At 41.8% G+C, this 16125-nt stretch carries 11 protein-coding genes; 7 read left to right on the forward strand and 4 right to left on the reverse strand.

What is annotated here, in order from left to right:
* Window positions 1–129: 129 nt before the first annotated feature.
* Both Q6344_02460 and Q6344_02465 read right to left on the reverse strand, forming a co-directional pair.
* The gene (locus tag Q6344_02460; GenBank protein WLG14235.1) at window positions 130–678 is read right to left on the reverse strand and encodes a hypothetical protein; all 549 of its coding nucleotides are present in this window, start codon (window positions 676–678) and stop codon (window positions 130–132) included.
* A 251-nt stretch (window positions 679–929) separates the two neighbouring features.
* The gene (locus Q6344_02465) at window positions 930–2090 is read right to left on the reverse strand and encodes a hypothetical protein (protein ID WLG14236.1); all 1161 of its coding nucleotides are present in this window, start codon (window positions 2088–2090) and stop codon (window positions 930–932) included.
* A 92-nt stretch (window positions 2091–2182) separates the two neighbouring features.
* On the opposite strand from Q6344_02465, the gene Q6344_02470 reads away from it, so the two are divergent.
* On the forward strand, window positions 2183–2956 hold the full coding sequence (locus Q6344_02470) for a hypothetical protein (protein WLG14237.1): 774 nt from the start codon (window positions 2183–2185) through the stop codon (window positions 2954–2956).
* Window positions 2957–3028: 72 nt separating this feature from the next.
* Entirely contained in the window at window positions 3029–5356 is a 2328-nt protein-coding gene (locus tag Q6344_02475) for a restriction endonuclease (protein ID WLG14238.1), read from the forward strand.
* Window positions 5357–5465: 109 nt separating this feature from the next.
* Here Q6344_02475 and polA read toward each other — a convergent pair whose 3' ends face one another.
* Both polA and Q6344_02485 read right to left on the reverse strand, forming a co-directional pair.
* Window positions 5466–8444 carry a DNA polymerase I gene (polA, locus tag Q6344_02480; protein ID WLG15121.1) on the reverse strand — a complete coding sequence of 993 codons (2979 nt, stop codon included), beginning with the start codon at window positions 8442–8444 and terminating at the stop codon, window positions 5466–5468.
* Between the two features lie 209 nt (window positions 8445–8653).
* A complete protein-coding gene (locus tag Q6344_02485; protein WLG14239.1) occupies window positions 8654–9067 on the reverse strand; it encodes an organic hydroperoxide resistance protein in 414 nt (137 codons plus the stop codon).
* A gap of 278 nt (window positions 9068–9345) precedes the next feature.
* On the opposite strand from Q6344_02485, the gene Q6344_02490 reads away from it, so the two are divergent.
* The 5 genes from Q6344_02490 (at window position 9346) to Q6344_02510 (ending at window position 16121) form a co-directional block, all read left to right on the forward strand.
* Window positions 9346–10269, forward strand: coding sequence for a hypothetical protein (locus tag Q6344_02490; protein ID WLG14240.1), 924 nt, complete (start codon window positions 9346–9348; stop codon window positions 10267–10269).
* A 188-nt stretch (window positions 10270–10457) separates the two neighbouring features.
* Window positions 10458–12053, forward strand: a complete 1596-nt coding sequence (locus Q6344_02495; protein ID WLG14241.1) for a peptide chain release factor 3 — start codon at window positions 10458–10460, stop codon at window positions 12051–12053.
* 213 nt (window positions 12054–12266) lie between these two features.
* Window positions 12267–13121: an RsiV family protein gene (locus Q6344_02500; GenBank protein WLG14242.1), complete on the forward strand. Its 855-nt coding sequence runs from the start codon at window positions 12267–12269 to the stop codon at window positions 13119–13121.
* A 123-nt stretch (window positions 13122–13244) separates the two neighbouring features.
* The gene (locus Q6344_02505; GenBank protein WLG14243.1) at window positions 13245–14411 is read left to right on the forward strand and encodes an FHA domain-containing protein; all 1167 of its coding nucleotides are present in this window, start codon (window positions 13245–13247) and stop codon (window positions 14409–14411) included.
* Between the two features lie 213 nt (window positions 14412–14624).
* Window positions 14625–16121 carry a chorismate-binding protein gene (locus Q6344_02510; GenBank protein ID WLG14244.1) on the forward strand — a complete coding sequence of 499 codons (1497 nt, stop codon included), beginning with the start codon at window positions 14625–14627 and terminating at the stop codon, window positions 16119–16121.
* The last annotated feature ends 4 nt before the right edge of the window (window positions 16122–16125 follow it).

Consider the following 16125-nt stretch of genomic DNA (forward strand, 5'->3'; position numbering starts at 1 on the left):
TTAAATTGAACCGACTGTAGTATAACAAATTCGTCTGAATGTATTTTGCTAGAGAGTATAACTATTGATTTAGAGCGCATGGTAATTAATATAACGAGTATTTATCACTGTTAGCAGAGACACTCTGCGTTAGTGTGAAGCCGTTTGACAATGCAGCTCGCGCGTCTCTTCTACTTGACAGTCGTACTCGTTTAAGTTTAAGCGCCACAAATAAATCAAGGCAATGCCATAAATAGCAGTCTCTGACAGCTCTTCTGTAATGACGCCCAAAGCTTCGGGAATCATAATGGCGTTTTCGCCCATATATTCTAATAATGCCAAGGCGGCGACGCTAAAATACAAAGAAACAGGTACTTTTTTTAATATTGCCCAAAGATAACGCCATGAATAAGCCAATAAACCAACGATCAGCACATAAACGATGGTCAGGACGAGGTCTTCCCACCAGTCATAAGAATGGCTGAACAACACAAAGTCAGTGGGAACCAATAAGTCTGGTAGATAATTTAACTCACGGCGTATCACAGCAAAGAATACCAGCACCGCTGCCAACCAAAAAGCTCGAATCTGTTTAAACGTATTTGTGGCAGAGCTCTGTCGTAAATACTGCACGCAACGTAGCAGACAGGCGAATAAAATAATAATGCCAGGGATTTCGATGATGCCATCTGAACTCAAAATAAAAACCTCCTGATTTTTTAAAATAAAAAAAGTGAGCACAAAGGCTCACTTTAGACCGAACATTATCCAATGACATATAACGCAATAAGCCGCTATTATAACGCCAATGTCAGCGCTATAACGTTATTTAATATAACTAATGAGTCATATGTCATTGTTAATACAAGCAAACAAATGCTCTTTGTTGTGCACATTGCTATCGGCTATTTATACCTATGATGATACAACTAATTCAATAGATAGCAGGGTTAAAATAAGGCTTCCATCCGTAATAATGCCGAAGGGTAATGGTTCTTATCCGCTGTTTTATCATTATAATAATTTAGCTCTGTTTGTACATAAAGCCACTCTCGCCAGACAGGTTGGCGATAGCTGATAGCAGGGCCATAGCTGTTTAATGTTGATTTATCACGGTCAAAGTAACCGCCAGTAGAGACACCATAAGCCAACTGTTTTTCATTGCCCAAGTAGTGTACTTGTCTGAGATCGTTGCTCCAGTCCGTGCTTTCTTCATTGTCTTGATTGCGATAACGGATGGCGGTGCGATTATTGATGAACCGCTCAGCATTTGTACCATATTGCAGATTTAGCCCGCCTTTTGCATAGTGCTCACTATCGAGTCCATAACGATAGTAACTATCACTAGTGACAGTCCATTTTTTGTTGTCATACCAGTCTTTATCGACGCTCATTTTTACGTATAAGTCATCGAGCGAGCGAACCCCGACATCGATATCTGTTTTGACCCCTAACTGCTGCTCAACCTCATGACTAAAACGTGACCAACGAAGGGCGATAGAACCATTGTCTTCTCGCGTTTTCCTCCTGTTGACGAGTCCATCTTGGTTACTGGTATTTGCTTGGTAGGTATCGCCCGTCACATTCTGTTTTAAGAAAGTATCTTCATCCAAATCCTCATCACCGATAATCAGACTCAATCTTTTTTCTAATACTGGCAAGCGTAAGCGGCCGCGAATTCTAGGTTCAACGCTCACGTCACTGCCTGATTGTGGATCGTTGACCCAGCGGGTATCTAGTACAACTCGTAAACTGGCTTTGGCGGGTTTTTTGGGATCTGGTTCGCCGAACCAACCGTCCATTTTGTGTGCCCATTCATGCAGCTGCTCTTGGACATCTTCACGGCGTTCGTCCGTCCAGTTTTGTGCTCCTTGTACTGATGGAGCAGACTGCTCGGCAGATGTTTCGGTAGATTGAGGTAGATAGCCAAATTGATTAAGGTTTTTATCTCGATTAGAGTTAGCATCATGAGATAACGAAGCCGTGTCAGATTTTAGCGGTTCGACTTTCTGCTCTGTGCTGGGCGTAGTATCCGCCCATGCTTGCGTGCATAAACTTAAGCTGGCAAGTGTGTAAAGGGTAATGGTGTTGAGATTTGCTGGTTTAATCATGGAGAGCTTCAATTACTTTGGGTAGCTAAAAAAGACAAACAAAAGTATTATGCCATAGGTCGTTAAGCACATACATATAGAGGCGCTATTATATGAAAGTTTTAATCATTGTAAGCTTGTTTCTGATGGTCTTGCCTTCAGCACATGCTGAAATATCTCTTGATGTCAGACAAGCTGTCGAAAAAATTATGAGTGTTTATTACAGTTCAAGCTATGATAAGTTGCGTGGTTGTACCTTATATGACGACGGCTCAGAAATCTATTGCCTTGCTCCTAAGCATTATGAATTTAAAAACATCGAGGGAGTAGATACTTTATATGTATTGGTTTCTGGTGATACGGTGGAAGATGGTGCACGAGTGACACCAGGACTTGGCGGATTATTCATACTTTATAAATTAGGCAATTCTTGGGTCGTCTCTGCAAGCAGTCCTTATATAAAAAATGGCGGAGCGGGTAGAAGTCAGCTCAAAGATTTTGATTTAAGAGAAGTGGGTGATAATAAATACGGGTGGGTAGGGAGTCATTGTGGATCAGGGGCAGGAGGGCAAACTAATTGTTTTTGGGAAATGTACGCGCCTTTAGCTAGCGGAGAGATTGAACAAGTCGCACAGCTGCCTTCAGATTACTCATATGAATTTATGAGTGCTCCGGGATATACTAAAATCGAAGGTAGTGTCCATATCGAGAGTTATCAGCCGATGACCGCAGGATTTTATCCATTGACCATGACGCATGATAGTGAAAGCGGAGAGTATGATGAAGACTATGAGTTAATACCTAACAGCGTAAAAAAGAGCGAAGAGCGTTATACCGTCAGCTTTGACCAAAACACACACACTTTTATCGCGCCTAAAGATTTTTAGAGTTTTTTAAAAGATTTAATATATTAACATCAAAATTTAATATTCTATACAACCGTAATGGATGCTAGGTCTATGACTGACTACACTTTTGAAACTCTTAACGATAAAGAGTTTGAAGTTCTAACGGTTGATTTGCTATCTAAAGAATTTAACACTCATATAGAACGGTTTAAATCAGGTAGGGATGGTGGAATCGATGGACGTTTTTTTGAAGGAAGTGTTGAAAACGGTGTTGTCATCATTCAATGCAAACATTGGCTAAAATCAGGTATCAAAGCATTAGTAGCAGAATGTCAAAAGCATGAAGCCAAAAAAGTTATAAAATTGAATCCTAGTAGATATATTTTTGTCACTTCATTAGCACTATCCGCTCAAAACAAAAAAGACATTTCAGATGCTTTTAGCCCTTATATTAAAAATGAATCTGACATCATTGGTAATGAAGATATAAACAGTTTATTAGCCAAACATCCTGATGTAGAGCGCCAACATTACAAGCTATGGCTAGCAGGTACTAACGTTTTACAGTCAATTTTATCTAACGATGTACTGGGAAGAAGTAGTTTTCAGTTGGAAGAAATTCAAGAGTTTCTACCTAAGTATGTGCGAACCGAGAATCATAAAAAAGCGTTCGAAAAGTTAGAAGAACTTGGCAGTATCATTATCAACGGCGAACCTGGTATTGGCAAAACCACTTTAGCGGAACAGATGTGCTTTGAGTATGCTGCTCAAGGTTATCAGTTAGTTGTAGTGCATGAGTCCATTATAGAAGCGGAAAAAATATATAACCCTGAATGGCAACAAATTTTTTATTTTGATGATTTTTTAGGAAGTAACTTCCTATTCGCAATAGATGCAAAGCAGGACTCACATATTGTGAGCTTTATGAAAAGAGTTAGTAAGGACAGCTCAAAACGATTTATTCTAACGACTCGCTCGAACATATTGAATCAAGGGAAAAGATTGTCAGAAAAATTTGAACAAGGTAACCTTGATAGGAATGAATATGAGATAAAAATTCAGTCTCTGACAGAGTTTGATAGAGCACAAATTCTTTATAACCACATCTATTTTAGTGATTTATCAGAAGACTTTATTCAGCAAATATATATTGATAAGCGCTATAGGAGCATTATTTCACACAAAAATTTCAATCCGCGGTTGATTGAGTTTATTACTGATGCTGTCAAAGTTGAGAAGGAAGCAAGTCCTGAGGTTTATTGGGATTATATTCAAAAGTCTCTTGATAACCCAAAGGATATTTGGCGTGGCATGATACAGACGCAGATAAGTGATTTGGATAGGCATATAGTAATCGCCATCGTCTTAAATGGCAGTCCCGTTAGCGAAGAGCAGATAGTTGCATTATTAATCAATCTGAAGGAATCAGGATTAGATCCAACTTCTGAATATCCTACCATTGGTAATATCATGCGGGGGTTAGTAGGGTCTGTTTTAAACAGGAATATAAATAGAGATGGTCAGGTGACGTACAGCTTATTTAATCCTTCGATTGCTGACTTTGTAATCTCGGAATATCTTAATAGAGCTGATTATGTAGCGAAGTTGGTAAGCTGTTTGAGAACAACAAATGCACTAAATAATGTTGATAGATTAATTAAATCTAATAGCACATTACTAGAATTTGACACACTACTAATTAGGTTGTTTCAGACTGAGCTAGATTCAGAGCTAACGCCTGATTTGTATTCAATTAAGTTAGTAGAACTATTAGAGTTGATTGGGCATAATTCAAAAACCTTACTTAAGAAAATATTTATCACCTTATCTAACAATACATTTGAAAATTTTGGATTACCTCTCATAACAGTATGTCGGCTAGGATTAGAGAGGCAGCTATTTCAGCCTAGCGACAAATACATTAGCATTGCATTACTTAAGTCTCTTGAAAGTATTGATTTCACGTACTTTCCTTTTGAGAGCTTTAAAGAAATTGAAGTGCTAATTTATTTTTTAAATAAGAATGATGACTTATTAACGTTGTATAGAGAGTTATTTATAAGCTTCATATGTGAAGAAATAACTGATTGGGCAGAATCTGATGGAGTATTTAGACTTATTCAGCATAGAGATGAAATTAATACATACGATATTGAGGAATATCTTGAAGGGCTTTTAGATGTCTTGGAACTCCAGTTTTGTTTTGATGAAGAAGAGCTGGAGCTTATCAGTGATTATTTAGACATAGATAGTATTATTAGTTCCAATAACTATAAAGATAGCCGTCGCTCTACGGAATACTCTGAAAGAGGTTGTAATTTTGCAAGTGGGCATAGTTTTTCTGAAAGAAATGAAGATCTGAATAACTCTATAAACTCTACTATCTGCTCTATAGAGTCAGAAATTGACCCAATTGATGACTTATTCAATAGAGAATAATAAAAAGTGCTAGCGAAAAAATCATTAAATGTATAAGTTTAGATATTAAAAAAGATGGGTTATTTTATCGCTAACCCATCTTATGTCAAAACCTAATCTAAATCAGCACTTAATGCGCCTCATCCCAATTCTCGCCAGCACCCGTCTCAACCAATAACGGCACAGCAAAGTCGACGTTCCAGCCCTTTTCGACAGCAGTTGTCGTTAAGACGTCTTGCATAGCATGAGTAATGAGTTGGCTAATCTCATCTACCTTGTCACTATCCACTTCGAACACCAATTCATCATGGACTTGTAGCAGCATTTTGGCTTGCGCTTTTGGCAGTACTTTATCGACGGCAATCATCGCCAGCTTAATTAGATCTGCCGCTGAGCCTTGTAGCGGTGCGTTAATAGCCGCGCGTTCAGCGCCTTGTTTGACCATGCGGTTGCTGTGAGTGATATCAGGCGTGTAGAGCTTACGACCCAATATCGTCTCGACATAGCCTTGCTCATGAGCACTGGCGCGAGTATTGATCATATAGTTTTTGACACCAGGATAGCGATCAAAATACATATCGATATAATCTTGTGCCTCATTGCGGCTCATTTGTAGCTGCTTGGCAAGTCCAAAGGCGCTCATACCATAAAGCAGACCAAAATTAATGGCTTTGGCATTACGGCGCTCGGTCGAGGTTACGTCGGCAACTTCTTTGCCAAGTACTTCAGCGGCAGTCGCAGCGTGAATATCTAAACCTTCATTAAAGGCGTCAGTTAAGTTTTTATCGCCTGAGAAATGCGCCATGAGACGCAATTCAATTTGTGAATAATCCGCCGCCAAAATAACGCGACCTTCTGGTGCGATAAAGGCTTGACGAATCAAGCGACCAGTCGCGGTACGAATCGGAATATTTTGTAAGTTAGGATCAGTCGAAGACAAACGCCCAGTACTGGTCAATGCCTGATGATAGCTGGTGTGTACGCGATCAGTTTCGCTATCTGCGACATTATCAAGCGCATCGGTATAAGTGCTTTTGAGCTTAGATAGACCGCGATACTCTAAGGTGATATCGACCAATGGATGATCGATTTTTGACAGTACGGCCTCACCAGTAGAATATTGCCCTGATTTGGTTTTTTTGCCGCCAGCAATGCCGAGCTTTTCAAATAGTATCTCACCGAGCTGCTTAGGTGAGCCGAGGTTAAACTCTTCTCCTGCCACTTCATAAGCACGTTTTTCTAGCGCGACGATTTCTTCATCGAAGCGCTTTGATAGCTCATTTAAAAATGGACGTTTGATGAGAATGCCGTTTGCTTCCATCTGGCAGAGTATCTCCGCCGTTGGGATTTCTAGCTCGTGTAGCAATTTGGCATTATTGGCATCGTTCGCCAGCTCAACGCTGAATACCTCAAATAGCTGATAAGTAATGTCAGCATCTTCACAAGCATAGTCGCTAGCGATATCGATGGCGACTTGGTCAAAGGTGACTTGCTTAGCGCCTTTACCAGCGACATCTTCATAACTGATGGTTTGGGTTTGTAGATAGTGACGTGCCAAATCATCCATGCCATGACGAGTGATGGCGGCATTAATTACATAGCTGGCAAGCATGGTATCCATCGCCCAATTATTGGGACGAGCATGAATGCTACCCAGTAAATCGATATCATAATGGCTGAGGATATGCGCATCGTATTTTAAATGCTGACCGATTTTACCAATATTTCGGTTTTCTAAGATAGGTTTTAGACGTGTTAAAACGCTATCGCGGTCGAGCTGTTTAGCCGTCAGCTCGTCACCCTCTAGCGCATGTGTCAGTGGTATGTAATAGGCTTCATGCGCTTGTACCGCAAAAGACAAACCGACGATTTGTGCTTGACGCCAATGGACGCTAGTGGTTTCGGTATCAATGACAAAGTGCGGCGCAGACTCTAATAATTCAATCAAACTGTCAAACGCATGCTCATCTAAAACGGTGTGCCACGCTCTATCATGCTGTTTGCCGTTTTGGACATTCTCAATACTGCTTGATTGTAGCGACTTAGCGATTTGTGCTTGTGATTCAGCATCTGCTTGGCTACTTGCAACACTTTTTACGCCGTTCCCATTAGCATTGGCTGGATGGTTTGGGTGGTCAAGAGAAGCAAGCTCATTTCTAAACTCAAGCTCGCTATACAGCTCGCGCAATTCATCTATATGGGCACAAGGATTGGTATCGATTTTCAAATCATTCCAGTCTTGACCGATATCTAAATCTGTGACGATAGTGGCCAGTTTGGCATTGAATGGAATTTCCTCTGCATGCTCAATCAAGCCTTTAGCGCCGCGACCTTTAATAAAGCCAATATGCTTTAACATATTGTCGATATCACCGTACTCAACGAGTAAGTCTTTAGCGGTTTTTTTACCGATGCCGGGCACGCCTTTAATACCGTCAGAGGCATCACCCATCAAGGTTAAAAAATCAATCATTTGGTTGGGGTTGATGCCAAATTTATCAATAACCGCTGCGGTGTCCGTGACCTTACCGGTAAAGCTGTCTTCCAATATCACACAGTCATTGACCAGTTGCATCATGTCTTTATCGCCGGTTGAGATAACCACATGATGACCTTGCTCGACCGCACGGTGCGCCAGTGTGCCGATAATGTCATCCGCTTCTGCACCTTCGATGCGTAACAGTGGAATGCCCAAAGCGGTTACCAAGCGATGGATATAAGGAATTTGCTCCACCAGCTCTATGTCGATGGGCGGACGCGCCGCCTTATAATCAGCAGACATATGATGGCGAAAAGTGGGTGACTTGGTATCAAAACAGACCGCCATGTGAGTAGGATGATATCGACGCATCAATTTTAACAGTGCATTGAGCGTGCCACGGATGGCATTCGTTATCAGCCCTTGCGAGTTTTGCATGGTCTTTGGCAAGGCGTGATACGTGCGAAACAGATAATAAGAGCCATCAACCAAAATAAAAGGTGGCTGATTTTTGTCCACGTGACTGGTGTCCATAGTCGCTACGTTGGGCATGGTATCAAAATTTGGTAAGGCTTTAGGGTCAAGCGCTTGATGCGAGTTGTGGTTATTGTCTACGGAGGAGTCGGTCATATGATCAGTCATAAAGGTCACTTATTATTAGGTATCAGATAGAGTAAATATCAGATAAAACGATGCTTCCATTATAACGATAAAATCAGACCTTGCCGAACTTCTCGATAGTTATGATATTTCTACTGCTGACAGACGCTCATAAAAAAAGAACCCAGTATTCACTGAGCTCTCTTATAGATAAAGCCGATATTGTTATTGTTAAAAATCTATCTCACTTCTGAAGTCACTTCACTATCGATATTACCGTGAGTCGCTTTAGAATATGGGCAGACTTTATTGGCTTTTTCGACCAACTTTTGGAACTCATCCGCTGATAGCTCTGTGTTTTCAGCAGTGACATGAATTTTCACGGCTAATTGAAAATCTAAGCCTTCACCTTTCATTAAATCTACGGATACTTCAGTGGTAGAGTCAAACTTTGCTTTTTCTGCCCCTTTGACCGCAGCAAGTGCACCATCAAAGCAAGCTGCATAGCCCATCGCAAATAACTGCTCTGGATTATTACCGTCTTTATCAGAGCCGGGTGCGACCATATTAATCGTCAAATCACTGTCTTGCAGACTGGCATTGCCTGTACGACCGCCAGTAACTGTTGCTTTGGTGGAATATAGTGTTTTCATAACATATCCTTTGTTGTGAGTTTTTATGTTTAAGCATTAAACTTTTATAGGGATTCAGCATAACAAACCAGTGCATGAGCAATATAGGTCAGTCGTAAGTATATACTGTGGATTTGTAAGTGAACTGTTAGTAGAATCTTTAGCTACATTTAACTATCGCAAGAAAAGCTTAATCGCTATAAGTAACAGAAGTATTAATGTAATATAGGAATATAGCTGTAATAAATAAAGTTATCAAAATAGATGATAAAAAATCTAACCAATAAAGGTCTTATTCGATGAATAAATCAATGGTGTTACCTATTGCACTTTCTTTGCTAACATTTACCCTTGCTGGCTGCGGCGGGGAGGATGATGGTATTTATGGTTCGGGTAGTAATAAGATTACGCTGACCAGCTTTGACAATAGCTATGATAAGCAAGCGAAAGATAGCGCTATTGCACGCATCGATGAGACCTACCGTACTGGTGAGCGTGAAATCAAGATAAAAAATATCGTTAATAATTATAGTAATCAAGGTTTGAATACTTTGGACAGAACGGTATTATCAGACAATTTTGAAGGGCGACTGGAAAACAAAAACATTGAAGTTGATAACCGCACTGTCAAACGCCCTATCTATGAAAAAGACAGTAATAACAAGCTAGACTACGAAACCAATTATAAGACGCTTAACTTATCAGGCTTGCAGGCAAACAGTTATAGCGCTGGTACAAACATAAATAACAGTCGCGGTATTCTCACGGACTTGAATAATTATCCTAAGATTCCAGCTAATGCAGAGTTTCCGATAGGCTCTGTTTGCTATATTCCAGTAGTCGAGAGCGAACGCTCGTTTTTAGCCTTTAACGACAAAAACAAGACGGGATATACATCGCTTGATAAGTGGATTGATGCAGCTGAAGACCGCTTTAGCGATGATAGAGGCTACAGAACTTCTGAGTTTGGTGTAGGCATAGGCAATAAGCAAAAAGCGGCACAAGTGACGTTCTTTGAATACCGGAATCAGCCTGCTTATCAGTACAATGGTGTCGAATATAACGATGGCACGGATGATAAAAATGCTATTTATGAAGCAAATTATGTTGCCAAAGGTGTGATGAATCCGAATACCAACAGTATTCGCGGTGTGGTGGATTGTACGATAGTCAATGAAGTCGCAGGAGATTTCTTGGCCGCACAAATCAAACGCTACTATTAATCTTAAAAACGCATCATGTTAAAAAAATGACTAACACTCTCTATTTGACTATCTAGGGAGTGTTTTTTTATGCGCTAATTCTGCACCTTGACGCTAAATCCGCTACAATACGCTCATTATTTATTCTATTTAGTTAGATTACTGTCTAAAAGACAGCCTTTTTGAAGTTAAGGTTGAAGCCAAAAATTATGAGCGTAGATCCAAAGAAATTAAACAAAGAAGTGGCTAAACGCCGTACTTTCGCCATTATCTCGCATCCCGATGCAGGTAAGACCACCATGACTGAAAAGTTACTGTTATGGGGTCAGGCAATTCAGGTAGTAGGTGAGGTCAAAGGCCGCAAAACAGATCGCCATGCGACATCAGATTGGATGAGTATGGAGCAAGAGCGTGGTATCTCGATCACCACTTCTGTCATGCAGTTTCCTTATCAAGACCATGTGGTCAATCTATTGGATACACCAGGTCACGCCGATTTTAGTGAAGATACCTATCGTACCTTGACCGCTGTCGATAGCGCACTGATGATGGTCGATGGGGCTAAAGGGGTTGAAGAGCGAACCATCAAGCTGATGGAAGTCTGCCGCATGCGCGACACGCCAATCATCTCATTTGTTAACAAGCTGGATCGTCAAATTCGTGAGCCGCTTGAGCTGCTTAGTGAGATTGAGGCAGTGTTAAAAATTAAATGTATTCCAGTGACTTGGCCTATCGGTATGGGACAAGATTTCGTTGGTGTCTATCATCTGACCGAAAACAAAACCTACCTTTATGAAAAAGGTAATGGCGGCAAGATGACAGTCTCTGAGACTCGCGCGGGCTATGATTATCCGGACATTCGTGAGCGTTTGGGTCAATTGATGTTTGATGCCTTCGAAGAGTCACTTGAGCTGGTACAAATGGCGTTAGAAGAATTTAGCGTTGAGGCGTTCTTAGCGGGCGAGATGACGCCAGTATTATTCGGTACGGCATTGGGCAACTTTGGCGTAAACATGGTACTTGATACCTTGATCAAATATGCACCGCCACCCAAGTCGCATCCGACCAATGAGCGTGAAGTGGCAGCAACAGAAACAGATTTTAGCGGTTTTGTCTTTAAGATTCAGGCCAATATGGACCCACGCCACCGTGATCGCATTGCATTTTTACGCGTGTGTTCAGGCAAGTATGAAAAAGGCATGAAGCTGAAGCATGTACGTTTGGGTAAAGACGTACGCATTGCCGATGCACTGACCTTTTTGGCAGGTGATCGCGAAGCGTTAGAAGAAGCGTATCCGGGTGATATCATCGGTTTGCATAATCATGGCACTATCTCTATCGGTGACAGTTTTACCGAAGGCGAGGAGCTGAACTTTACGGGTATTCCACATTTCGCACCTGAATTGTTCCGCCGTGTCATTCTAAAAGATCCGCTCAAATCGAAAGCCTTGCAAAAAGGGCTGCAGCAGCTAAGCGAAGAGGGCGCGACACAGGTCTTTATGCCGCAGATTAACAACGATTTAATCTTGGGTGCGGTTGGTGTACTACAGTTTGAAGTGGTCGCGCATCGTCTCAAAGAAGAGTATAAAGTACAGTGTATCTTTGAGCCAGTATCGATCGCCACCGTACGCTGGATTCATTGTGATGATGAAGTGGCATTGGCGAAATTCAAACGCAAAGCCCATGACCAGCTGTCGCTAGATGGCGGTGGTTATTTAACGTATCTTGCCCCATCACGGGTCAACTTGCAGCTGATGCAAGATCGCTATCCAGAAGTCACTTTTAGTAATACTCGTGAGCATTAAAATCCATCATTTCACGAGTTAGTTTATCTTTTAAGACACGCCAGCCGTGTCTTTTTTATTAGCTTAGATTTAGGGATTAAACGAGAGAGGGTAGGTAGCTATTCGTTAGCAGGAGACAGCAAAACCCTAAAAACACAAACAGTGTTCCTACAATACATCGTCATTGTTACGGTAGAATATCAAGTAACATCTTATGTTTATAAAAGAGGATATATGAACGCTGCGAATCAAATTGATATCAATCAGCCAATAATGAATCCGCATTTATTGATGACAGCAAGTCGTAGTCGTCTGCTGAGACTGCTTGCCGGCAGTTTACTGCTAGGTAGCATCGCTATGCCTGCCAATGCAGGTAGCCTCATTAGTAGCACGGATTATCTAGAATATGAGCTGCCTAAAAAAGTGCAAGCACAGTGTGTTGAGCGCGATAACTGTCCAGAGATTGACATCAAATATCTGAAGACCAACCACGATTGGATCAATGATATTGCCAATGCGCGTATTAATAATTTAGTCGTTAATAGTAAACCGACTGAATCTGCGCCTATCAAAACGAAAGTCAATCAGACAATGGTGAAAGCCGCCATTGATGACTTTGCCAGCTCACAGTTTGTAGATATGCCAGAAGGCAGTTCATGGGCTTATAGCCTAATGGTAACGCCTGAGTATTTAGGTCATGTCAGTGATTTTGAACTGTTTGAAATCAATACTTATGTCTTTACTGGTGGCGCTCATGGCATGCCTTATAGCGAATACTTGATATTTGACCTTAATACCAAAAAACAAATCACGCTTGAGGATATGCTTCAATCAGGCAAGGAATCACGTTTTAAAGCGCTTGCTTATGATGCGTATAAAACGTGGGTCAAAACGGTTGACGACGATGTCAGCAGTTATGAGAAAAACTGGCCATTTACCTTAAGTGACAATGTGACACTGACGGACAAAGGCATCGATATCCGTTATCAGCATTATGCTATCGGCCCATATGCTTATGGTATGCCAGTACTTAGTATCCCGTACAGTGAGCTCGACGGTGTCATAAAGCCGCACTTTATACCTAAATAGTTCAGATAGTCATTGCATAACTTATTACGGTTTATATTAAAAAAATCGTAAAATCTCTTAAAAAATTGGCAATGATTTATCTAAAACCATTTGAAATTTAATAAAAGAATAAGGAGTTACCGCATGACGAACAATACAGATAGTATGAAGGCGACAGTCGACACAGAGACTTGGCAACTTAATGCCTTAACAGAAGCGCTTGGTGACCTAACGTTAACGGTCAATGACAGCCTGTCTGTTGGTCGTGGCAGCGACAATGACGTGGTACTTGGTAGCAAGCAAGTATCGCGTAATCATGCGGTGTTAAGCATCTTAGATGGTCGATTGTATGTCAAAGATTTAGACTCATCGAACGGTACATTTATCAACGAGCAGCGTATCGAAGGTAATACATCGAGCCTTTTACAGGTAAATGATACCATTGGATTTGCCAGTTTCAGCTTTCAGGTAAACGCGCCACTTGCTGCCACAGATACTGATGTATTAGCGCCCGTAGCAGTACAGGATTCAGTGGCTAAGACTGAGACAGTGGTTGCTGAAACGACTGCCGAAACACAGGCTGTCGAAGACTCGACGGTGAGTGAACCTGTTATTCATGAATCAGTAGTAAAAGAGCCGATTGTTAAGCAAACGGGCGTCGAAGATATTCTGCCTGTGACAGCTGATGTGAAGACAGTACCTGTTGATACAGCCTCGGATAGAGTAGCAGACTCAGTAGCGGTAGCTGAGACCAGTGTTAATGAAACAGTTGAACCAGTCTTACAGGAGCCGATTCAGGAGCCGATTGTGAAACAAACGGGCATCGATGAAGTCCTAACGGCTATAGATAATACCGTGTCTAACACAACTGAAGCGGCACCAGTCCCCGCTGCAACTGTAATAGATGCACAACCTGCTGTAAGTCAGCCAGAAGCCGTCACAGCGACAGAGGCGGCACCGACAGCACCTGCTCATGATACGTCATTAGTAGAGCAGTCAGCTGTACATGAAAAGCCAGCAGTTGAATCAGAGCATGACAAAACGACTAAAACTGCTCTACAAGAAGAAGCAGATCCCGACATTCTACGAGCTAAGCAGGCGGCAACCGCACAATTTTCTGGCACTGCCAATCTAGGTCAATCTCGTGATGTTGGGACAGAAGGTAATAATGCGATGGATCAGACTATCAGCAATCCAGCCAATGCAGGACAGGCAGAGAAAAAACCAAGCGGTGGTTGGTTTATTTGGGTGTTTATTGCCATCATTATTATTGCGTTAGCATTGTGGTTATTTAACATGGGCGGTGCGTAACTAAGTACTGACCAGTGCGTTTGAGATGCTCTAATCCAAGCGGCTTTGGTATAATTATTAGCCCATTGTTAGCTACTATCGGCTAATAGTCTAGCAACCCTTACGAATATGCCACTTTGATAGCGTCAACATTCAATAGAGTGTTGACGCTATATTTTATTTAACAGTCTGCTGTTTTATCTTTTGCCAATATTTTGTTAAGAGAGCATTATTATGATGAACTTTGAAGAATATCAAGCTTTTAAAGACCGTGGCTTTAGTCATGCTCCACTGATAAAAAAACGTCTAATGGATGCACAGACACCAGTATCTGTATTTTCTAAAGTACGTGATTTAAACGGCTCTGCATATTTATTTGAGTCTGTCGTAGGCGGGGAGCGTTGGGCTCGATATTCGATGATTGGTTTAGGTAGTGATCTCATTTTGCAGTATGCCGATGGTAATATGACCGTCAAAAAAAATGACCACACCGATGTCGATGCAGTCGCTGAGCCGTTTGACTATATCCGTCAGCTAATGGCGCAATATAAGATGCCAACAGTCGAGGATATTGCAACGCTACCGAACTTTAGCGGCGGCTTAGTAGGTTACTTTGGCTATGACATGGTGAGGGTTATCGAGCCAAGCGTGGGTTTGTCAGACGCCCCCAATCCGATGACAATGCCGGATATGTGGCTGATGCTGTCAATGAGCGTGATTGTTTTTGACAGTTTAGAAAATACGTTATCTATCATCGTCTATGCTGATTGTCACACTGAAGATGGCTATAGCAATGCCATCCGCGAGCTAGAAAAAATTGAAGAAAAACTGGCAGAAATGCCAAATCTGAGCGCACCCGTAATGCCGACGCCGACATTTACCTCACAAACAGGCGCGCAGAAATATTGTCATGATGTCAATAAAATAAAGGATTACATTTTAGCAGGCGATGTCATGCAAGTCGTTCCTGCGCAGCGTTTGACAGCCGATTATACTGGCGACTCATTAGCAGTTTATCGTGCCCTACGATTCTTAAATCCATCGCCTTATCTGTTTCTGGTGCATGGTTATACCCTCGATGATCACAAGCGTTTCGACATTATTGGAGCATCCCCTGAGATATTATCACGTATCGAAAATGGCAAAGTGACGGTACGACCATTGGCGGGTACTCGTAGACGCGGACAAAATGAAGCGGAAGATTTAGCGCTTGAAGAAGAGCTGCTGAGTGATAAAAAAGAGATCGCCGAGCACTTGATGCTTATCGATTTGGGTCGTAATGATATTGGCCGCGTTTGTGAATATGGCAGTGTCAAAGTCACCGAAAAGATGTTTGTCGAGCGTTATTCGCAAGTGATGCACATTGCTTCTAATGTTGAAGGGACGATATTGCCCAATAAGGATGCGTTGGATGTTTTTTGTGCGACGTTCCCCGCTGGTACGCTATCAGGTGCGCCCAAAATACGCGCCATGCAAATCATTGACGAGATAGAGCCAGTCCGCCGAACGGTATTTGGCGGCTCAGTCGGTTATCTGGGCTGGCATGGCAACATGGATACCGCCATTGCCATTCGTACTGCAGTCATGCGCCGTGGTAAAATTCATATCCAAGCGGGCGCTGGGGTTGTTGCTGATTCTATTCCAGAAGCAGAGTGGGAAGAGACCAACAAAAAGGCATTGGCGTTGGTCAAAGCGGTAAAAATGGCGTGTAATGGTTTACGGATTCGCTAGGGAC

The sequence above is a fragment of the Psychrobacter cibarius genome (assembly GCA_030686115.1).
Classification (GTDB): domain Bacteria; phylum Pseudomonadota; class Gammaproteobacteria; order Pseudomonadales; family Moraxellaceae; genus Psychrobacter; species Psychrobacter cibarius_C.

What these genes read in the sequence shown, in the direction of transcription:
- Q6344_02465 (WLG14236.1), bottom strand. Translation starts at nt 2,090, where the DNA reads ATGATTAAACCAGCAAATCTCAACACCATTACCCTTTACACACTTGCC.
- Q6344_02475 (WLG14238.1), top strand. Translation starts at nt 3,029, where the DNA reads ATGACTGACTACACTTTTGAAACTCTTAACGATAAAGAGTTTGAAGTT.
- Q6344_02510 (WLG14244.1), top strand. Translation starts at nt 14,625, where the DNA reads ATGATGAACTTTGAAGAATATCAAGCTTTTAAAGACCGTGGCTTTAGT.
- Q6344_02495 (WLG14241.1), top strand. Translation starts at nt 10,458, where the DNA reads ATGAGCGTAGATCCAAAGAAATTAAACAAAGAAGTGGCTAAACGCCGT.
- Q6344_02500 (WLG14242.1), top strand. Translation starts at nt 12,267, where the DNA reads ATGAACGCTGCGAATCAAATTGATATCAATCAGCCAATAATGAATCCG.
- polA (WLG15121.1), bottom strand. Translation starts at nt 8,444, where the DNA reads ATGACCGACTCCTCCGTAGACAATAACCACAACTCGCATCAAGCGCTT.
- Q6344_02505 (WLG14243.1), top strand. Translation starts at nt 13,245, where the DNA reads ATGACGAACAATACAGATAGTATGAAGGCGACAGTCGACACAGAGACT.
- Q6344_02470 (WLG14237.1), top strand. Translation starts at nt 2,183, where the DNA reads ATGAAAGTTTTAATCATTGTAAGCTTGTTTCTGATGGTCTTGCCTTCA.
- Q6344_02485 (WLG14239.1), bottom strand. Translation starts at nt 9,067, where the DNA reads ATGAAAACACTATATTCCACCAAAGCAACAGTTACTGGCGGTCGTACA.
- Q6344_02490 (WLG14240.1), top strand. Translation starts at nt 9,346, where the DNA reads ATGAATAAATCAATGGTGTTACCTATTGCACTTTCTTTGCTAACATTT.